The sequence below is a fragment of the Alteriqipengyuania triglochinis genome, from assembly GCF_054655655.1.
The window spans coordinates 1-19083 of sequence record NZ_BAAHNC010000001.1 but is presented as its reverse complement, the minus strand read 5'-3'; the positions used below and the strand labels follow the sequence as shown (position 1 = coordinate 19083).

Here is a 19083-nt window from a genome sequence, read left to right as displayed (position 1 = left end):
CTTGCGGTTCGAGTCCCCTTGGGGCAGCGGAGGCGCGCAAATAGGCGTTTCGCGCGGCGATGCAAGGGAAATCGTTACGTGCAGCATTCAACGAATCAACGCTGTCTGGCCGATGAGTTCCTAAACGGCGCCAAAGCGCCTGCCGAACCGGTTCTCCGGCGCGAGCAGGCGTTATTCCGCAGGCTATGAAAGCCGGTTGCGGAACTCCTCGTATCCGAATCGTTTGACGCAATCGAGCGCGTCGGACTCGCTGTCCCACAGCCAGATCGAGGGCAGCGGCACGCCGTTGAAGGTGTTGGTCTTCACCATCGAATAATGTGCTTGGTCGAGGAAGGCGATCCGCTGGCCCGGCTCGTTGGGCACGGGCAGCGAATATTGGCCGATCACGTCTCCGGCGAGGCACGACGGGCCGCCCAGCCGCACCGGCGGTTCGCCCGCTTTTTCATGCAGCATGGCGGGCCGGTATGGCGCTTCGATCACATCGGGCATGTGACAGGTGGCGGAAATATCGGTGATCGCGATCGGGCCGTCATTCTCGCCAGTGTCGAGGATCGTGCCCACCAGGATACCCGCATCCAGCGCCACTGCCTCGCCCGGTTCGAGGTAGATTTCCGCGCCCGTATCTGCCTTCGCATCGCGCAAAAACTCGATCAGTTCCTCGCGCTCGTAATCCGCGCGCGTGATGTGGTGCCCGCCGCCCATGTTGATCCACTTGAGCTGGCCGAACCACGGCTCGATCGCGTCGAACACGCGGTCCCACGTCCGGTGGAGCGGCTCGAAGCCCTGTTCGCACAGGTTGTGGAAGTGGATGCCCTCGACGCCCTCCATATGCTCCTCGGTCAACTGGCTGAGTGGGAAGCCGAGGCGGCTGCCGGGGCTGGACGGGTCGTAGCGCGGCACTTCGCCGGTCGGCACCTGCGGGTTAATCCGCAAGCCGACGTCGAACGCGCCGCCGCTCGCCCTCGCCTGCTCCAGGATCAGCGCGGCGCGCTGCATCTGGCCGGGCGAGTTGAAGATCACATGGTCGGAAAGGCGCGCGACCTCCTCCAGCTCGTCGGGCTTGTAGGCGGCGCAATAGGTACTGATCTCGCCATCGTAGAACTCCGACGCTAGGCGCGCTTCCCACAGGCCGGAGGTGCACACGCCATCGAGATATTCGCCGATGATCGGCGCGGTGCTCCACATGCTGAAGGCCTTGAGCGCAGACAGCATCTTGATGTCGGCCTCGTCGCGAATTTCCGCGAGGATGCGGCAATTCTCGCGCAGCTTCGCCGCGTCCACGACGAAGGCAGGCGTATCGACGCGGGATAGATCGAAGTGGGCGAAGGCGCCCGGGTCGCCAGCTTTGGTTTCCATGGCGACGCCTCTAGCGTCTTCAACGGCCCTGGCAAAGCGCCTGCCTGCCCCGCAAGCTGCCAAGCGCAACTGCTTCGCCACTACTGCCCGTCAGGGCTCTTCGGTGAAAGGATTACTTCCCCGCAACAAGAGGCTTGCCAAGACAAAATAATTTTCGCAGTAGTTTCTTCGGGCGGCCCTTATTTCACGAGGGCCGGGGGGGAGTTACGTACAGATGAAATGGATCGGCTTGGCCGTGAGCGCCGCACTTTTTGCAGCGCCGGTTGCCCTGCACGCGCAGGAACGTTCGGCAGTGAAGGAAGACTTCGAACTGGGCGCCAGCAGCGGGCAGAAGATTCTGGTGCTTCGTCCTTCGGTGCTGGCCGGTGCACAGTCCACGGGCGGCATCTTCGAACCCAATGCCGACTGGACCGAGCAGGCGCGCGCCAATCTCGCGACCTCGCTGACCAATTGGCAGACGCAGCTGGGCAACGAAGTCGTGCCCGCACCCGAGGCCTATGGTGAAGACGCGATCCTCGTCGAGGAATATATGGCGCTGTTCAGGGCCATCGCGTCCTCGGTGATCGAGTACCAGTTCTTCGTCGGCAATCGGCTGCCCACGAAAAAGCAGGACAATCGCGGGAACGTGTTCGAGTGGTCGATGGGGCCCGGCGTGGCCTCAATCCCTGGAGCTGCGGACGCCGACTATGCGCTCTTCATCCTAACCAAGGATGCGTATGGATCGACCGGGCGCAAGATCTTGCAGGTGCTCGCGGCGGTCGGCCCGGGCATCGGGGTCAAGTCGGGCGAGCATATCGGCTATGCCGGTCTCGTCGACCTGCGGACGGGCGACCTTTTGTGGCTCAACGCCGATGGGCAGATGGGAGGCGATGTCCGCGACCCCGAAGGGTCCGAAAAGCGCATGCGCCAACTGCTTGAGGATTTTCCGGGCAGCAGCATCGAGGCCGAGTGATGCGGGCGCCATCGCGCCTTGCTGCGATCTTAGCGCTGGCCATCACCTCCCCGGCATTCGCCGAGCCTGCACCGCCGCCGCCGCCATGGGCGGGCGTGTACCAGCCGCAAGGGGTCGACGAGATCGGCCTGTGGGGCGAGGACGACGAGAGCGAGCGCAAGCTGGCGGCATCGCCGCAGATCATCCGCGATGAAAAGCTCGTCGCCTATCTGCACGACGTGCTGTGTCGGGCGGTCGGGACCGATCGTTGCGGCGCGACGCGGATCTATGTGATCCGTGAACCCGCATTCAACGCGACGATGTCACCCAATGGCACGATGCGTGTCTATAGCGGGCTGCTGCTGCGGATGCGCAGCGAGGCCGAGCTTGCTTCGGTACTGGGCCACGAATTCGGCCATTTCGAGCAGCGCCACGGCCTCGATGCTTTCAAGCGGCGCCGCTCGTCCGGGGATGTGCTCGCGTGGGCATCGCTGCTCGCATCGACCTTCGCGACGGGCCCCGCCTACACCGCCAGCAACAGCGTGACATACCAGATTTACGGCAACCTCTTCCGTTACAACCGCGACCAGGAACGCGAAGCGGACCTGCTGGGCCTCAGCTACCTGAACGAAAGCGAATTTCGCCCCCAGGCCGCATCGCAGGTGTGGGAGAGCCTGATGGGCGAAATCGAGGCATCGAGCGTGGCCCGGGGCCTCCGGAAACCGAAATTCGACGCGATCGCCTTCACCGCATCGCATCCGCCGCACGCCGAGCGGGCCGGCTACCTTGCAGACCTGGCCAACCCCGAAGGCGCATTGCGCGACGATGGCGCCGAACCCTATCGCGACGCCATGGCGCAGTGGATGCCGGTCTTCCTCGAAGACCAGATCAAGCTCAACGATTTCGGGGGCAGCGAGTATATTATCGAAAGCCTCGCGCAGGCTGGCTGGACGGCGGACCTCTGGTTCGCCCGCGGCGAGCTTTTCCGAGCGCGCGGCGCACCGCGCGACCTTGCCAATGCCGCCGATTTCTACCGCGAGGCGATTGCGCTGCAAGCCGATCATCCCGGCGCCCATCGCGGCCTCGGCCTCTCGCTGCTGAAGCTCGGCAAAACAACCGAAGGGCATGCGGCCATCGCCACCTATCTCGATCTGGAACCTCAGGCGCACGATGCCGCCCTGATCCGTCTCATGCTTCCCAAGGAGCGCGCACAATGACGTTGTTTTCGCGTATTTTCGTGGCCTTTTGCCTGTCGATCGCCCTCTTGGCGTCGCCGCAACCGGGCCTGGCACACAAACTCCGCGAGGCAGGAACGAGGGTCGACGTGGCCCAGAGCGAGATGACCGTGACGCCCGCCCTCGACTGGAACAGGCTCAACGGCCGGATCGGCAAGAAAACCGAAACCTGGACGCTCGACGGGGAGCAGCTGAACAACGTCACGTTCTTCGGCGGCATGGCCCCCGGCAAGCCGCTAATCAAGGAGCGGGATCGCAAGCACAATCCGCTCCCCGATTTCACCCGCCAGACGCTGCTGCCGGAAATTCCCGAACTTCTCGAACGCACCTACCGCGCCGATCGCGGGATCGGCACCTTCAGCGTGCTATCGGTGACGCCCGCGTCCTTCCTGGCGCAGGACGGCGTCGAGTTCACCTATCGCTACGTCGATGCCGACAACCTGACCCGGCTGGGGCTCGCACGGGCCGCCATCGTGCAGGGCGAACTGTTCATGATCCTCTACGAAGCGCCGCGCCTGCACTATTACGAGCGCAACCTGCCCGATTTCATGACTCTGCTGGAGAGCGCTTCGCTCTCCAGCTAGCTGGTCACCGACCGCGCTCAGCGCTTTTCCAACAATCGCAGCGCTTCGGCAATCGCGGGATCGCTTCCATCCGCCGCCGTACTGGCAGGCTCGACCGGCACGCTTGCGACGTAATCTTCGCGCGGCGTCCCGTCGACATGGAACAGCGACTCGCCGCCGAAGTCGAGACGCGCGCCGCTCAGCTCGAGCTGTTCGTTCCACAGCCCGCCCAACAGGTCGCCCATGTTCGAACCGATCGTGGTCGCGCCGGTTGCCGCATCCATGCCGATGACGATGCCTTCGCCCATGCTGCCGGTCCACCGGCCGTGGAGCACGATAACGGGCCCGCCGAAGTAGGGCTCGCGCGGGAAGACGTATTCGACGAACTGGCGCGGCACGGTGAACTCGCGTTCGAGCGCGGGGATGCGGTGCATCTGGTAGGGCCGGACCTGATCGGTGAAGTGCCCGATGATCGAGCGGCCGACCTCGGTATTCCCCCCGCTTGGCGTTTCGCGCATATCGAGGATGATCGCCCGCGCACCCGCCCCTATGGCCTTTTTCATGGCTGCGTCGAATGCGGTGATCGTGTCGTTATTACCGAGCGAATTGAGCGGCGCGAGCACCGCGACATCACCGCGCGGACCGGCGAAGGAGAGGTCCACCGGCTCTCGGTCACGCAGGGAATTCGCCCAGTCGCGCGTCGATGCCAGCTCGAAGGTGCGGACCTGGCCGTTCGCCTTGCGCAGCTTGAGCGATCGGTCGCCCTTGCGCCGCCCGTTTGCTGCCAGTGTCAGCCCGTAATCGAGCTGGTCGGCGGTGGGATCGGGCAGAACCTCGCCGAAAGGCGCCTGCGCCGCAGCGCGCGCCGGTTTGCCGTCGATGGACAGCACCTCGTCGCCCGGCCGCAGCCCGGCATCGAAGGCAGGCGAACCGCGCCGGACATCGACGATCAGCGCCTTGCCATCCTCGAACCGGGCATCGAGATCGGCGGCCGTCATGACGATCGCGTAATCGTCGTCATCGAACGGCCCGACGATCAGATGAGGGTCCATGAACGTGAGCGCGGTGCGGTGCATGATCCGGCGCAGCGCCGCCTTGTCGGGCGCCTTCGCTGCCAGCGCGCGGGAGCGGTCCAACTGCGCTTCGACGTCGATATCGTCGCGCTCGATATAGGCATAGCCGCGCCGCAGCACCTGCTCGAACTCGTCCCACGCGGCGCCAGCGTCGAAAGTCGCTCGACCTTGGTCAGTCTCGGCCGCAACGTCCTGCGCGGCGACGCTCACGGACGCCCCAAGCGAGGCGAGGAGCAGACATCCGAGGGCAATCTTGCGCATGGTCTGAAAGTCTCCGGCTGTTTCGTTCGTTCGGCAGTCAGCCAAACGCAGCCGATCAAGGGTGTGTCAACCGGCCCGAATCGCCCCGCCCACCGATTGCGCCATCAGGTCTTGAAGATGAAGAACGACCCCGCACCGATCAGCGCAAACCCGATCAGCTGGTTGAGACCGGGCTTCTCGCCGAACATGAAAAAGGCGACGATGACGAAGCCGACCAGCGAGAAGATAGTGGTGATCGTCTTGAGCTCGGCCAGAGAATAGGCGGCAATGCCGATCCGGTTGGCGGGAACGGCAAACACGTATTCGCCCAGCGCGATTAGCCAGGACACGCCGATCGCCCATACCAGTGTCTTCTCCGGCGCCTTGAGGTTGGCGTACCACGCGACGTTCATGACGATATTCGACAGCGCCAGCAGGCCGATGGGTGCCAGCAGCGCAAGTTTAGAGCTCATCGGACACTCTCCAGGGCATCCCCGAAGGCAGCCAGCGCCTCGTCGTCGAAACAGACCAGTGCGATGCGGTCGAACGCGTCGGGATTCTCCGCCACCACATCTGCAACCGTTTGCGCCGCAACCTGCGCTGCGCGATCCAGCGGATAGCCGTAGATCCCGGTCGAGATCGCCGGAATACCAACAGAGCGCGCGCCGAGTTCGACCGCGCGGGTGAGCGATTCCCGATAACAGCACGCCAACTGCTCCGGCTCGCCATTATCGCCGCCGCGCCAGACCGGGCCGACCGTGTGGATGATGTGGTCGGCGGGCAGGCGATAGCCCTTGGTGACCTTCGCCTGCCCGGTCTTGCACCCGCCCAGCAGGCGGCATTCGCGCACCAGATCCGGCCCCGCCGCACGGTGTATGGCACCATCGACACCGCCGCCGCCCAGCAGAGAGGAATTCGCAGCGTTGACGATGGCGTCGAACTCCATCGTCACGATGTTGCCCTGAACCGCCTCGATCTTGGTGGAGCCTTGCTGCAAGGGTCTAGAAGCCGACCGGCCCCTCCAGTTCCTTCACGTTCCACGGCAGGCCATGTTCGTTCAGCATGTCCATGAAGGGATCGGGGTCGAACTGCTCCATGTTGAACACGCCGTCGCCGTCCCAGGTGCCCTCCACCATCATCGCGCTGCCGATCATCGCGGGCACGCCGGTGGTGTAGCTGACGGCCTGGTTACCCGTCTCTTCGTAGGCGGCTTCGTGGCTGCAGATATTGTTGATGTAGAACGTCTTCTCGCCCGACCCGTCGAGCGCTTCGCCGGTCGCGATCACGCCGATATTGGTCTTGCCCTTGGTCGTTTCGCCCAGCGTTTCCGGCTTGGGCAGCACGGCGGCGAGGAACTGCAGGGGGATGATGTCGCGGCCCTGGTACTTGACCGGATCGATCCGGGTCATGCCGACATTCTGCAGTACGGTCAGGTGCTTGATGTATTCATCGCCGAAGGTCATCCAGAAGCGCGCACGCTCCAGCTCCGGCACGAACTTGGCCAGGCTTTCCAGCTCTTCGTGATACATCATGTACATGTTCTTCTGGCCGACTTCCTCGAAGTCGAACTCGACCTTCTTGCCCATCGCCGGGGTCTCGACGAATTCGCCGTTCTCCCAGTGGCGCGCGGGCGCGGTTACTTCGCGGATGTTGATTTCCGGGTTGAAGTTCGTCGCGAAGGCCTGCCCGTGATCGCCGCCATTGCAGTCGAGAATGTCGAGCTGGCGGATGGTCTTGAGCTTGTGTTTCTTCAGCCACATCGTGAACACGGATGTTACGCCCGGATCGAAGCCCGAGCCGAGCAGCGCGGTCAGGCCAGCTTCCTTGAAGCGGTCCTGATAGGCCCACTGCCAGTGATATTCGAACTTTGCCTCGTCCTTGGGCTCGTAGTTCGCGGTGTCAAGGTAATCCACGCCCGCTTCGAGGCACGCATCCATGATCGGCAGATCCTGGTAGGGAAGCGCGAGGTTCACCACCAGTTTGGGCCCGATCTTCCTGATCAGGTTGACCATCGCGGGGACTTCCTCCGCGTCGATCTCGTAGGTCGAAATCTCCACGCCCGTGCGATCCTTCACCGAGGTGGCGATGCTGTCGCACTTGCTCTTGGTGCGGCTGGCGAGATGGATGTCGGTGAAGATATCCTTGTTCATCGCCATCTTGTGGACGCAGACCGAGCTGACGCCCCCTGCCCCGATCACCAGTACCTTCGACATGCTTTTTCTCCGTATGCGAATCTTTGAGCGCGCCCTTACCCAAACGAAGGCGGTGCTCCAAACGATCCGAGAAACGCGCAGCGCCAATCGGCACTTTCCTAATCGGGTGCGGGGGGACTATCGGGGGCGAATGAACGTTCGCGCCCTCCCCTGTCCTGTCCCACCTCGCCCTCGGCCAGCCGGTTTTTCCTCTTCAGGACACTGTGTCAGGTGTGTCAGGCATGGCGCGCAGGTGGCGTCGTGACGGGCGGGATACAGGCGGACGCAATGCGCCGGCCGACCCGCGAAGGCGTGATCGCCGCTGCCGAGAGCATTGCGCAGATACTGCCGCCCACCCCGCTGCTGCCGGTCGAGATCGGCGGTGTCCAGTGCTGGGTGAAGGCGGAGAGCCTGCAACCGATCGGCGCGTTCAAAATTCGCGGCGGCTGGTGGCGGCTTTCGAGCCTGAGCGAGGAGGAGCGCGCGCGCGGCGTAGTCGCGGTGTCGAGCGGCAACCACGCACAGGGCGTCGCATGGGCGGCGCGCAAGCTCGGCATCAAGGCCGCGATCGTGATGCCGCGCAATGCGCCGAAAGTGAAGCTTGAAGCCACCAAAGCACTCGGCGCGGAAATCGTCCTATACGAACGCGCCCCAAAAGATGAGGGGGGCGAGGACCGGGACGAGGTTGCGGCGCGCGAGATCGACAAGCGCGGTGCGGTGCTGGTTCACGCCTTTGCCGATGCCTGGGTGATCGAAGGACAAGGCAGTGCGGGGATCGAGTTTACCGGACAGCTGGGCAAGCAGCCGCCTCTAATCCTCGCCTGCTGTGGCGGCGGCGGGCTGACAGCCGGGCTGGCGCTTTCCTGCCCGGAGAGCCGGATCGGGCCGGTCGAGCCTTTTGGCTGGGATATGGTCGGCCAGGCGATCGCCAAAGGAGAAATCGTGCAGGCGGCACCCGATGCGCCGGAGACCATCTGCGACGCACTGCAGCCGACGGCGACCAAGCCGATCAACCTCGAAGTGCTGCGCGACCGGGCCGAGCCCGGCGTCACCGTTACCGACGATGACGTGCGCACCGCCCAGCGCTTTGCCTTCGCGAAACTCGGCCTCGTGGTCGAGCCCGGCGGCGCGGCGGCCCTTGCGGCAGCCCTTGCCGGTAAGCTAGCGCTGAAACCCGATACCGTCATCATGCTGACCGGACGCAATGTGGACCCCACGGCCTATGCCGCGACCATCGCGCCCGACGCAGCCTGAACACCGCAACCGGAGACTACCCCCCATGCCGCAAGGCGATACCCACATCATCGACCGTTCTGTGGTCCGCAAGAGTACGGGCCTGAAGGACACTCTGCTCGACAAGGCCTTCGCCACCGCGTTTCGCGGACTGGTCTATGCGCAGATCTGGGAAGACCCGGTGGTCGACATGGAAGGGCTGCAGATCGACGAGGACAGCCGCGTGCTGTGCATCGCCAGCGGCAGCTGCAACGCGCTGAGCTATCTCACCGCAAACCCCGCCGCGATCACCGCGGTCGACCTCAACCGCGCGCATATCGCGCTGGGCCGGCTGAAGATTGCGGCGATCAACGCGCTGCCGAACTACGACCTTTTCCGCCGCTTCTTCGCGCATTCCGATTACAAGGAAAACGTGTCGATCTACGAGGACCGGATCGCACCGCTGCTGGACGATGAAAGCCGCAAATACTGGGAAGGCCGCGACATTCGCGGACGCCGCCGGATCACCCAGTTCCAACGCGGGATCTACAAGCAGGGCCTGCTGGGCAATTTCATCGGCATGGCCCACCTGTTCGCCAAGCTGTACGGCGTGGACCTGCGCAAGGTGCTCGAAGCGCCGACCGTCGAGGAACAGCGTGCCATCTTCGAGAGCGAGCTGGCGCCGGTATTCGACAAGAAGTTCGTCCGCTGGGTGACCAACCAGCCCGCATCGCTCTTCGGCCTCGGCATTCCGCCCGCGCAGTACGACGCGCTGGCGGGTGACGAGAAGATGGCCGAAGTGCTGCGCAAGCGGCTGGAGAAGCTGGCCTGCGATTTCGACGTGAAGGACAACTACTTCGCGTGGCAGGCCTTCAATCGCGGCTATTCGAAAGACGAGAACGCATCGCTGCCGCCCTACCTCCAGCGCGACAATTACGCCGACCTGCGTGAACGGGTCGCCAAGCTGAGCGTGCAGCGCGCCAACCTTTCCGAATTCCTCTCCGCCCAGCCGGCGCGGAGCCTCGATCGCTACGTCTTCCTCGATGCGCAGGACTGGATGGACGACCATCAGCTGACCAACCTGTGGCGCGAGGTCACGCGGACGGCGCGCGAGGGAGCACGGGTGCTGTTCCGCACCGCCGCCGAACCGAGCCTGCTGCCCGGCCGCGTACCTAACGAGATCCTCGACCAGTGGACCTATCATGACGAGTTGTCGAAGGACCTGACCGAGCGCGACCGCAGCTCGATCTACGGCGGCGTGCACCTGTACGAGCTCGCCTGATGGCACAGGCGGGGGGCAAGCACGATCACGCCGCGCTGATGGATTCGATCTATCGCGGGCAGAAGTACATCTATGATTTCACGCGCAAATATTACCTGTTCGGGCGCGACGAGCTGATCCGGGGGCTCGATTGCCAGCCGGGCGACGCCGTGCTGGAAATCGCCTGCGGAACGGGTCGCAATCTTGCGAAGGTGCAGCATGCCTATCCCGGCACCCGGCTGTTCGGGATCGATATCTCGGCGGAAATGCTCAAGAGCGCGGCCGCCAAGCTGGGCACCAACGCGATCCTTGCCCCCGCCGATGCGCGGCAGTTCGATGCGCGCGCGATGCTGGGCCGCCCTACGTTCGAGCGGGTGATCCTGTCCTATTCGATCTCGATGATTCCCGACTGGGAGCGCGCACTGCGCCACGCCGCCACACTGGTGGCGCCGGGTGGTTCGCTGCATGTGGTCGATTTCGGCAGCTACAGCGCGCGCGGCACGCTTGGCGCGCGGATCCTCAAGTGGTGGCTGAAGCAGTTCCATGTCGCCCCCCGGCTCGATCTGCCCGATGTCGCGGAAGCACTTGCGCAAATGCCCGGCTGGACCCGGCAGGGGCGTGACGGGATGGGCGGATATTATCGCCTCGAACGGCTCTGCCGCGCAGCTGGATCGACGGATTGACAGGCCTCCTGGCCACCGTCACCGTCCGCTGGACAATTCAGGGGGATTGAATGCAGGCTCAGATGCTCGCTCCGGCTGCCGTGCTCGTCGCATGGTCGCTCATCATGCTTTTGTGGATGGCACTGACTCGCCTTCCGGCCATGAAGAAGGCTGGCGCCGGCCTGCAAGATGCCAAGCGCGGCGGTCGCGGGCGGGATCTAGAAGGCGTGATCCCCGACAAGGTGCAATGGAAGGCGCATAACTACGCCCACCTGATGGAACAGCCCACGCTGTTCTACGCCATCGTCGTAACGCTCGCGATCCTCGCGCCCAGCCCGCTGGCGATCCTGCTTGCTTGGATCTACGTCGCGCTTCGGATCGTTCATTCGGTCTGGCAGGCAACGGTCAATATCGTCGCGATCCGTTTCCTGCTCTTCATCACCTCGACCCTCGCCCTGATCGCGCTCGCGGTCATGGCGCTCATCGCAACTCTGGGAGCCCCCTCATGATCGGCATGGACATCCTGCAACCTCTCGTCGCGCTGATGATCTGGACGATGATCGTCTGGGCGTGGATGTACGCCACGCGCATCCCTGCGATGCAGGCGAGCAAGGACATCGATACGAAGAACCTGCGGGGCGGGACGGGCCTCGATCTCGACCGTGTGCTGCCCGAAAAGGTGCAGTGGAAGGCGCACAACTACAACCACCTGCACGAACAGCCCACGGTGTTCTACGCAGTCGGCATCGTGCTCGCGATCATCGGCGCGGGCGACGGAATTCCGGCGCTGCTGGCGTGGATCTACACCGGACTTCGGATCATCCACACCATCGTGCAGGTCACCGCGAACAAGGTGATGGTGCGCTTCGTGCTGTTCGCGGTGTCGAGCGTAGTGCTGATCGCGCTGATCGGGTTTGCCGCGGCGACCGTCTTTGGCGGCGGCGGCTAAGGCAGCTAAGGTTTGCTGGCTTCCGTTTGAGTTACCAAGCAGACCGCTCCTCCTGAGCGAGTCGAAAGGGCGTCCTTCAATCGCTCAGCCGGGCGAAAGAGAATGCAGTCCTTCGACAAGCCCAGGACGAGCGGAGAAGGCAGGTGGGCAGAGCCGCCCTACTCCGCCGCTTCGGCTTCCTCGACATGGCCGTCGAGCTCGATCTCGAGCCCTGACAGGAACCGCTCGGCATCGAGCGCGGCCATGCAGCCCGTGCCAGCAGCGGTTACCGCCTGGCGATAGGTGTGGTCCATCACGTCGCCGCACGCGAACACGCCGGGAATCTCGGTGCGGGGCGTGCCCGGCTCGACGATCAGGTAGCCGCCATCGTCGGTCGGCAGCTGGCCGGTGAACAGCTCGGTCGCGGGCGCATGGCCGATGGCGACGAATGCGCCGTCGACTTCCAGTGTGCTCTCTTCGCCGGTCACCGTGTCCTTCAGGACGAGGTGGTGCAGCGCTCCGTTCTCGCCCGCCTCGAACCGCTCGACCGTCTTGTTCCACATCGGCGTGATCTTGTCGGAGTTGAACAAGCGATCCTGCAGGATCTTCTCGCTGCGCAGCTCGTCACGCCGGTGGATCAGCGTCACGTCGTCGGAATGGTTGGTGAGGTACAGCGCTTCCTCGACCGCGGTGTTGCCGCCGCCGATCACCGCGACCTTCTTGCCGCGGTAGAAGAACCCGTCGCAGGTCGCGCAGGCGCTAACGCCCTTGCCGCCAAGCTCCTGCTCGCCCGGCACGCCGAGCCACTTGGCCGAAGCGCCGGTCGCGATCACCACGGTATCGCCGATGTACTCGTCGCCGCTGTCGCCCACCGCGCGGAACGGGGAGCCATTCTTGAGGTCGATCTCCACGATCGTGTCCCAGTGCATCTTCGTGCCGACGTGCTCCGCTTGCGCGCGCATCTGTTCCATCAGCCACGGGCCCTGGATCACATCCGCAAAGCCGGGGTAGTTCTCCACATCGGTGGTGATGGTCAACTGGCCGCCCGGTTGCAGGCCCTGGACCATGACCGGCTCCAGCATGGCGCGCGCGCCATAAATGGCCGCGCTGTAGCCTGCGGGGCCGGAACCGATGATGAGCATCTTTGTGCGGTGCGTCGCCATGTGCGCGCGTCTCCTGTCAGTCTGAAATCTTGCTGTAAGTATGGGGATCGCAGCCCCCAGAGTCACGCCACGAAGCGCGACTGCAGGCTGTCTCTCAACCCGTCATCCACACCAATCGCATCGCCGAGAAACGCATCGAGCGATCCCCAGCGCTCGTCCACGATGGCGAAGAAGCGGTCGAAATACGCCTCGCGCACCTGCATCAGCTCGGCGATGGCTGCCGGGACGATCGGGCCGCCGAGGCGCTCCTCGATCCCGGGAAGCGATTGTCGTTCGAGGATGTGGTAGGTCGGCGCGTCGTTAGTACGCAGGAATTCTTCCAGCATGTCCGCCCGGGACACGCCCAGGATGTGGTGCAGCAGCACAGCGGCGATGCCGGTGCGATCCTTGCCTGCGAAGCAGTGGACCAGGCTCGCCCCCTCCCGCTCGGCCAGTGTGCGGAGGTACTGACCGAAGATCACCTGCATCGCGGCATTCTCTGGCATCCGGGTATAGACCTTCAGCATCCGGTCATGCGCGCTCTCCGCGGTGAGTTCCTGCGGCTGGCCGGGTTCGTGCGGCGCGCGCGAGCTGGTCTCTCCGTCGTAGAAAACCACCTCGCCATCCCACAGGTCGGGCCGGCGGCAGGGATGCCGCTCGCGCTCGCCATTGCCGCGCAGGTCGATCACCGTACGAATGCCGAGATCGGCGAAAGTCCGCAGATCGGATTCACTCGCCTCGACATGCTGGCCAGAGCGGAACAGCAGGCCGGTACGCACGCGCCCTCCCCCGAGCGTCGGATAGCCGCCGTAGTCGCGGAAATTGTGGATTCCTTCGGTGGCTATGAAGGTCGGTGCGTCGTTGTTGCTCATACCCATCGGATTGGCAGCGCGGGGCCGTACGCGCAACCGGTGAGGATGAATTGCAATGCGCAACCCTTGCCAAAACCTGTCATTTGCCCGAACCGGTGGCGCAAAGAACAAGCGGGATCGAGGAGCACACAATGGCAGATTACCAGACCATCCGCGTCGACCAGGCCGACAACATTGTCACACTGACGCTTAACAGGCCGGACAAGATGAACGCGATGGGCGCCGAAATGGTGGACGAGATGATGGCCGTGTTTGACGCCCTGCCCGGCATGGGCGCACGCGCACTGCTGATCACCGGCGAAGGCCGCGGGTTCAGCTCAGGCGCGGACCTGAGCGGGCGCAGCCTTGGCGGAGGTAGCTCGAAGCCGGGCGATGCCTCGCGCCGGTCGCTGCAGACCAGCTTCAACCCGCTGATGCTGGCGCTGGCGGGACTCGATGTGCCTGTGGTGACGGCGATCAATGGCGCAGCCGCAGGGATCGGCTGCACGCTCGCTCTGTCGGGCGATCTTATCGTGGCGGGCAAGTCGGCCTACTTCCTGCAGGCCTTCGTCAATATCGGCCTCGTGCCCGATGGCGGCGCCACCTGGGTGCTCCCCAAGGCTGCGGGCATTCCCGCGGCAATGGAGGCGATGTTGCTGGGGGAACGCATCCCGGCGGAACGCGCCTACGAACTGGGCATGGTCAACCGCTGCGTCGACGATGGCGCGGTGATGCACGAGGCGATGGCGCTGGCCACCAAGCTCGCCAACGGGCCGACCGTTGCGATGGGCCAGATACGCCGCCTCGTCCGCAATGCGCAGGCGCAGAGCCTGTCCGACGCGATGAACGCCGAAGCCGAGGCGCAACGGATTGCGGGCAACAGCGAGGATTTCATCGAGGGCGTGACGGCCTTCCTCGGCAAGCGTGAAGCGCAGTTCAAGGGGAAGTAGGAACGCCTACTTCTCTGCCAGACCGAGCAGACCACGTGCCTGTTTCAGGTGTGGGATATCGACCATTTCACCGTCGAGTTGGAGCGCGCCAGCGGCAGGGTTCTCCTCGAACAGCGCGACGATCCGACGCGCGCGTTCCAGTTCTTCTTCGGACGGGGTGAAGGCACGGTTGATCGGCTCGATCTGCGCCGGGTGGATGGCCATCATACCGCGGAACCCGAGCCTGCGGGCATCGCGCGCGGTCCGCTCCAGGCGCTCGACGTCGCGGAAATTGGGATCGACCGTCTCGACCGGAGCGACGCCAGCGGCGTTCGCCCCCGCCAGGCACAGGGTCCGCGCGAGAGCGAAAGGCTCCAGCAGATTGCCCTGCTCATCGCGATTGGCCGCCGCGCCGAAAGCTGCGGCAAGGTCTTCCGCGCCCCAGGTCAGCGCGTCGAGCCGGGGCACGCCCGCATAATCGCCAAGCCGGAAGAGTGCAGATGCGGTTTCAGTGGCGACGACGATCAGCCGGATCGCGCCGTCGTCGATCCCTGCAGCCGCTTCGAGCGCGGTGAGATAGTGGCCGAGCAGTCGCGCTTCGTCGGGTGTTGCCTTGGGCAGCATGATCCCGTCGGGCCGATGCGGCACTACTGCAACCAGATCGCCCAGCGCGTGCGGAGTGTCGACCGGGTTGACGCGCACCCACAGCGGCTTGGCACGGCCACCTTTTCCCAGCGCCTCCGCGACATGCGCCCGTGCGTCGGGCTTGGCGCTCTCGGCGACCGAATCCTCGAGGTCGAGGATGATCAGATCGGCTTCGCCCCCCAATGCCTTCTCCAGTTTGCGGGGGCTGTCTCCGGGTACGAACAGCAGAGAGCGGGCCGTCCAAGGCTGGATGTCGGTGGCAGGCGATGCGTCGGTCGAACTCTTCATGGTGACCGACCTAGCGCGCTCTTCGCGGGCGAGCCAGAGCCGACCGCACGCATCTTCACCGCTGCCCGGACGTCACGCCACATCGGATGAGGAGCGCAGCGCGTCGAACGCTACTGCGATGTCGGCCTTGTCCTGTGCCAGTTGCGCCCGGTCCACCGCATGATCGCGCAGGGCCCGTGCCTTCTCGCCGAGGAAGCGAACTGCCCCCGCCGCATCGTTATCCCGTTCGAGCACCGCGATCACCCGCGCATAATTGCCGATCATGCGGATCGAGACCGCGGGGTAGTCCGCCGCTGCCTGCCGGAAAGCGTTCAGCGGATCGTCGAGCAGGCTGGCGAAATCCTGGCCGCAAAGTTCGAAACGCGGATGGTCGGCCGAGGCTGCCACGCTCCCGTCGCCCACCCAGTTGCGTGCATGCCGGACGATGACCTCGCTCAGCGCGTCCGCCGCCGCGAGCGCGGTGTAGAAGTCGTTCACCGCCGGCGAAAGCGCGCGGGCCGCAATCTCCACCAGCAGCCTGATGCCGAAGACCGCGCCCTGCCGATCGCTGCGGAACGGCCCGATCGGCAGGGCCTGCTTGACCAGCTTGGGCGAAACGCCTGCCTGTTCGAACAAGGCGATCGGCTGTCCCTGAAGAATGTGCTGCCCCGGCGCGACTGCGATGCGAACCCTGCCCGGATGATCTGCCAACTTTCGGGCGAGATACTCAAGGTCCACGCCCTCAACATAGCCATCGCGCGGAGCGTCGATCGTCTGCCCCCACCGGCCGACATACGGCATTGCAGCCACGATCTTCGGCGCAGCCGCGATCGCATCGTTCGCCAGCCTGTCGATCGCTTCGTCGACGAACATCGTCCGCCCGAGGTCGTGCAAGGCGACCGCCAGCATGGCGACATTCACCCCGAACAGCAGCACGGTTACCGCCAAAGTCACCAGCGGCGTCTGCTCAAGGCTCGCATCCGCATCGATGGCTGCGAGCGCGATCACCGCGAACACCAAGCTGAAGGACAGTCCGCCAATCGACACGCGCACCAGTCGCTTGGCCAGCCAACGGTCGATCAACCGGACGCCCAGATTGCCCGCGGCGATGGTCAGGACAATCAGCGAGATCGAAAAATACAGCGTGATGAAGGCCGCATCGATCCCCGCGACGACACTTGCCACCTCTTTCGCCGTGTCGGCCGAGGCAACGGGAGAAAGGCCGTTCGCGACCAGCCAGTCGGCCGCCCCGTGCCGGTCCAGCGCAAGGCAAAGCCCGAAAAAGACGGGCGCGCTGACCACCGCGCACAGCGCGAGAAACCAGTAATTGGCGACCAGTCGATGGGTAACCCAGCCAATCAGCCCGGTCGCCGGTTGTCTCACGCGCATGCACACTGCCCCAAAGTCCATGTAATGTTTCAGGAACCCAACCCCGCATCGGCACTTTGGTTGCAGCGTACTTCGTGCTCGGGGCTTCTTGTATGGAAGGCGCGAGGTTCGTGATCGTCATCCTCTTTAAGGTTTGAATCATGATCACACCCGAAGTCGCTAGCCACCTTGGCAGCATCGAAAACCTCGTCGCGCTCAGCGTCGACCAGTATACCGCCGGTTCGCTAATCCTCATGGTCAGCTACGGCGCGCATTTCGCGTTCATTCTGTTTTTCCTCGCAATGGCCTGGCAACTCGCTCCGCGCTACCGGATCGTTCCGATCCTTTCTGCGGTCGTCATGGCTTCTGCGGGACTCAGCCTGCTGCGCGAGTTCATGATCTGGGAACAGAGCTACGATCTGGTTGGCGGCGTCTATCATCCGCTCGCCGACAATTCGACTTTCACCAACGCATTCCGGTACGGCAACTGGACGATCACAGTCCCCATCCTGCTGACCCAGCTTGCAATCGCCTTCGGGCTTGCGCGGCCCGAGCTGCATCGGCGTGTCATTCGCATGATCGTCCCTGCGCTGCTGATGATCTGGACGGGCCTCTACGGCCAGTTCGGCGAAACCGGCGATTTCATGCGCCTCAACATCTGGGGCGTCATCTCCACGGTCTTCTTCGTGTGGCTCATCATCGAGGTGCGCGGCGTGATCGGTCAGGGCATCGCAACGAGCCCGCCCGAGCTGAAGGAATGGCCCAAGAACATCTGGTGGTACTTCCTCGCGACCTGGGGAATATACCCGATCGCCTACGCTCTGCCGCAGCTGGGTTTCACGGGTGAAATCGTGGTCACCCGCCAGCTGCTGTTCTCGATCGCCGACATCAGTTCCAAGCTGATCTACGGCATCATCCTGAGCCGCTATGTCCTGCGGCGCAGCGCGCTGGAAGGCTACGTTCCCGCAGCCGAGGCGCTGGAGACGAGCCCGCTGGGCGCCCAGATCGCCTCGAAGCGCGGAGACTAAGGCGCCGCATGCACGCAATCGCGCGTCTTGAAGGAGGGGGGCCGTCCATCGGCCCCCTTCTGACGGGCGGTGCAATCGTTCTGGCTTTGCTCGCCCAGCTGGCAGGTGGCCCATGGGCGCTGGCGGCGGCAGTTGTCCTGTTCGCCGCGGGCCTGTTCCACGGTGCGGGAGACGAGAGCGCCGATACTATCCGGCGCTTCACCTCCCTGCGCGCCGTCGCCTACGTGATCGTCGCAGGCGGTGTAGCAGCCCTGTATCTCGCCGCGCCGCTCGCCGGCCTCAGCATGTTTCTCCTGCTCTCGGCGTGGCATTTCGCGACGAGCGAATGCGGGTTCGACCGCGTGTCGCGCTATGCGATCGCCGGCCTCGCGATAGGCGGCAGCGTCCTGTTCCAGCCACACGAGACCGCGCGGGTCTTCGCCGCGATCACCGGTGCAAGCTTTCCGGCTGAGGTGCTGCTGGTGCTGGCTGGAATCGGCATTGCCGGGACCGGATGCGCACTGCTGGCCTCGGCAAGACGGGCCCCTGGTGCCGCGCACGCCCTCGCAGCGATCCTGGCAACGGCCTTCCTTGCCCCGGCATTAGCAGTCGCGCTGATCTTCTTCGCAGCGCATGCCCTGCCCATCCAGCTGCGGCAGATCGCGGATCATGGGCGCCGCGCGGTCCTTCACGCGGTTGCACCGACCGGTGTCATCGCGCTGCTTGGCGCATGCGTGCTCGTGATGTTCGTTTACTCGGATCTCGTCCCGCTTTCCCTTGCGAGCGCCCTCGCCTTCGGCCTCGCCACGCCGCACATGCTCGGCGAACGGCTCGATCCGGCGATATAAGGCAGCGCCGGACCCCACCGGTTGTTTCGGACCTTACCCACATTTGTGAGGTCGGGTCCGGGACACGGCATCAGGACATTGATGTCACTCGACTGAAAGGGGACGCGCATGCTTGATCTGCTGGAATGGTATGGAGCGATCGCAGCAGTGATCGCAGCGGCGATTGTTGCGAGCGATCTCGGGCGGCGAACGACAGGGTGGGCCTTCGTCCTGTTCGTCACATCCTCGTTCGCACTGATCGCATGGGGCTTCCTGAGCGAGGATGCGAGCGGGATCGGCTGGCAGAACATCTGCCTGCTGCTGATCAACGCACTCGGGGTATACCGCTATCTCCTGCGCGATCGTCCCTCGGGTGGGGCATCGCGGGATGCTT

21 protein-coding genes are annotated in these 19083 nt (G+C 64.4%); 12 read left to right on the top strand and 9 right to left on the bottom strand.

Going from position 1 to position 19083, the window contains the following annotated elements:
- Nucleotides 1–183: 183 nt before the first annotated feature.
- Nucleotides 184–1356, bottom strand: coding sequence for a carboxynorspermidine decarboxylase (locus ACYQ0L_RS00105; protein ID WP_459786890.1), 1173 nt, complete (start codon nucleotides 1354–1356; stop codon nucleotides 184–186).
- A 235-nt stretch (nucleotides 1357–1591) separates the two neighbouring features.
- Between ACYQ0L_RS00105 and ACYQ0L_RS00100 the strand changes: the two genes are divergently transcribed.
- The 3 genes from ACYQ0L_RS00100 to ACYQ0L_RS00090 all read left to right on the top strand — a co-directional run bounded on the left by ACYQ0L_RS00100 (nucleotide 1592) and on the right by ACYQ0L_RS00090 (nucleotide 4106).
- Nucleotides 1592–2308: a hypothetical protein gene (locus ACYQ0L_RS00100; protein WP_459786889.1), complete on the top strand. Its 717-nt coding sequence runs from the start codon at nucleotides 1592–1594 to the stop codon at nucleotides 2306–2308.
- Nucleotides 2308–3504 carry a M48 family metallopeptidase gene (locus ACYQ0L_RS00095; RefSeq protein WP_459786888.1) on the top strand — a complete coding sequence of 399 codons (1197 nt, stop codon included), beginning with the start codon at nucleotides 2308–2310 and terminating at the stop codon, nucleotides 3502–3504. The genes ACYQ0L_RS00100 and ACYQ0L_RS00095 overlap by 1 nt, the downstream gene beginning before the upstream one ends.
- 107 nt (nucleotides 3505–3611) lie before the next feature.
- The gene (locus tag ACYQ0L_RS00090) at nucleotides 3612–4106 is read left to right on the top strand and encodes a hypothetical protein (protein ID WP_459786887.1); all 495 of its coding nucleotides are present in this window, start codon (nucleotides 3612–3614) and stop codon (nucleotides 4104–4106) included.
- Nucleotides 4107–4123: 17 nt separating this feature from the next.
- On the opposite strand, the gene ACYQ0L_RS00085 is transcribed toward ACYQ0L_RS00090, so the two are convergent.
- The 4 genes from ACYQ0L_RS00085 to ACYQ0L_RS00070 form a co-directional block, all read right to left on the bottom strand.
- A complete protein-coding gene (locus ACYQ0L_RS00085; protein WP_459786886.1) occupies nucleotides 4124–5419 on the bottom strand; it encodes a S41 family peptidase in 1296 nt (431 codons plus the stop codon).
- Between the two features lie 104 nt (nucleotides 5420–5523).
- Complete coding sequence (locus ACYQ0L_RS00080) at nucleotides 5524–5871, bottom strand: DMT family protein (protein WP_459786885.1); 348 nt, start codon at nucleotides 5869–5871, stop codon at nucleotides 5524–5526.
- Complete coding sequence (locus ACYQ0L_RS00075; protein ID WP_459786884.1) at nucleotides 5868–6395, bottom strand: O-acetyl-ADP-ribose deacetylase; 528 nt, start codon at nucleotides 6393–6395, stop codon at nucleotides 5868–5870. The genes ACYQ0L_RS00080 and ACYQ0L_RS00075 overlap by 4 nt, the downstream gene beginning before the upstream one ends.
- Nucleotides 6396–6399: 4 nt before the next feature.
- Nucleotides 6400–7611, bottom strand: a complete 1212-nt coding sequence (locus ACYQ0L_RS00070) for a saccharopine dehydrogenase family protein (protein WP_459786883.1) — start codon at nucleotides 7609–7611, stop codon at nucleotides 6400–6402.
- Nucleotides 7612–7878: 267 nt separating this feature from the next.
- Here ACYQ0L_RS00070 and ACYQ0L_RS00065 point away from each other — a divergent pair, with 267 nt between their 5' ends.
- From ACYQ0L_RS00065 to ACYQ0L_RS00045, 5 genes are read left to right on the top strand one after another with little or no spacing between them, the layout of a single operon-like run.
- The gene (locus ACYQ0L_RS00065; protein WP_459786882.1) at nucleotides 7879–8844 is read left to right on the top strand and encodes a threonine ammonia-lyase; all 966 of its coding nucleotides are present in this window, start codon (nucleotides 7879–7881) and stop codon (nucleotides 8842–8844) included.
- A 25-nt stretch (nucleotides 8845–8869) separates the two neighbouring features.
- Complete coding sequence (locus ACYQ0L_RS00060; RefSeq protein WP_459786881.1) at nucleotides 8870–10084, top strand: BtaA family protein; 1215 nt, start codon at nucleotides 8870–8872, stop codon at nucleotides 10082–10084.
- Nucleotides 10084–10746, top strand: coding sequence for a class I SAM-dependent methyltransferase (locus tag ACYQ0L_RS00055; RefSeq protein ID WP_459786880.1), 663 nt, complete (start codon nucleotides 10084–10086; stop codon nucleotides 10744–10746). Before ACYQ0L_RS00060 ends, ACYQ0L_RS00055 begins: the two co-directional genes overlap by 1 nt.
- A 50-nt stretch (nucleotides 10747–10796) precedes the next feature.
- Nucleotides 10797–11234, top strand: a complete 438-nt coding sequence (locus tag ACYQ0L_RS00050) for an MAPEG family protein (protein WP_459786879.1) — start codon at nucleotides 10797–10799, stop codon at nucleotides 11232–11234.
- Nucleotides 11231–11674 (top strand): MAPEG family protein, encoded by a 444-nt coding sequence (locus ACYQ0L_RS00045; protein WP_459786878.1) that lies wholly within the window; start codon nucleotides 11231–11233, stop codon nucleotides 11672–11674. Before ACYQ0L_RS00050 ends, ACYQ0L_RS00045 begins: the two co-directional genes overlap by 4 nt.
- A 158-nt stretch (nucleotides 11675–11832) precedes the next feature.
- On the opposite strand, the gene trxB is transcribed toward ACYQ0L_RS00045, so the two are convergent.
- Together trxB and ACYQ0L_RS00035 are read right to left on the bottom strand one after the other, a co-directional pair.
- The gene (trxB, locus tag ACYQ0L_RS00040; RefSeq protein ID WP_459786877.1) at nucleotides 11833–12816 is read right to left on the bottom strand and encodes a thioredoxin-disulfide reductase; all 984 of its coding nucleotides are present in this window, start codon (nucleotides 12814–12816) and stop codon (nucleotides 11833–11835) included.
- A gap of 62 nt (nucleotides 12817–12878) precedes the next feature.
- The gene (locus ACYQ0L_RS00035) at nucleotides 12879–13667 is read right to left on the bottom strand and encodes a tyrosine-protein phosphatase (protein WP_459786876.1); all 789 of its coding nucleotides are present in this window, start codon (nucleotides 13665–13667) and stop codon (nucleotides 12879–12881) included.
- Between the two features lie 131 nt (nucleotides 13668–13798).
- Here ACYQ0L_RS00035 and ACYQ0L_RS00030 point away from each other — a divergent pair, with 131 nt between their 5' ends.
- Entirely contained in the window at nucleotides 13799–14596 is a 798-nt protein-coding gene (locus ACYQ0L_RS00030; RefSeq protein ID WP_459786875.1) for an enoyl-CoA hydratase-related protein, read from the top strand.
- A gap of 6 nt (nucleotides 14597–14602) precedes the next feature.
- Here the strand turns inward: ACYQ0L_RS00030 and ACYQ0L_RS00025 are convergent, their stop codons facing one another.
- Nucleotides 14603–15508: an HpcH/HpaI aldolase/citrate lyase family protein gene (locus tag ACYQ0L_RS00025; protein WP_459786874.1), complete on the bottom strand. Its 906-nt coding sequence runs from the start codon at nucleotides 15506–15508 to the stop codon at nucleotides 14603–14605.
- 72 nt (nucleotides 15509–15580) lie between these two features.
- Nucleotides 15581–16876 carry a DUF2254 family protein gene (locus tag ACYQ0L_RS00020; RefSeq protein ID WP_459786873.1) on the bottom strand — a complete coding sequence of 432 codons (1296 nt, stop codon included), beginning with the start codon at nucleotides 16874–16876 and terminating at the stop codon, nucleotides 15581–15583.
- Between the two features lie 140 nt (nucleotides 16877–17016).
- Between ACYQ0L_RS00020 and ACYQ0L_RS00015 the strand changes: the two genes are divergently transcribed.
- The 3 genes from ACYQ0L_RS00015 to ACYQ0L_RS00005 all read left to right on the top strand — a co-directional run.
- A complete protein-coding gene (locus tag ACYQ0L_RS00015) occupies nucleotides 17017–17883 on the top strand; it encodes a bacteriorhodopsin (protein ID WP_459786872.1) in 867 nt (288 codons plus the stop codon).
- 8 nt (nucleotides 17884–17891) lie between these two features.
- Entirely contained in the window at nucleotides 17892–18710 is an 819-nt protein-coding gene (locus tag ACYQ0L_RS00010) for a Brp/Blh family beta-carotene 15,15'-dioxygenase (RefSeq protein WP_459786871.1), read from the top strand.
- Between the two features lie 108 nt (nucleotides 18711–18818).
- Nucleotides 18819–19083 (top strand): hypothetical protein (locus ACYQ0L_RS00005; protein ID WP_459786870.1); only part of this gene is annotated, 265 nt, incomplete at its 3' end.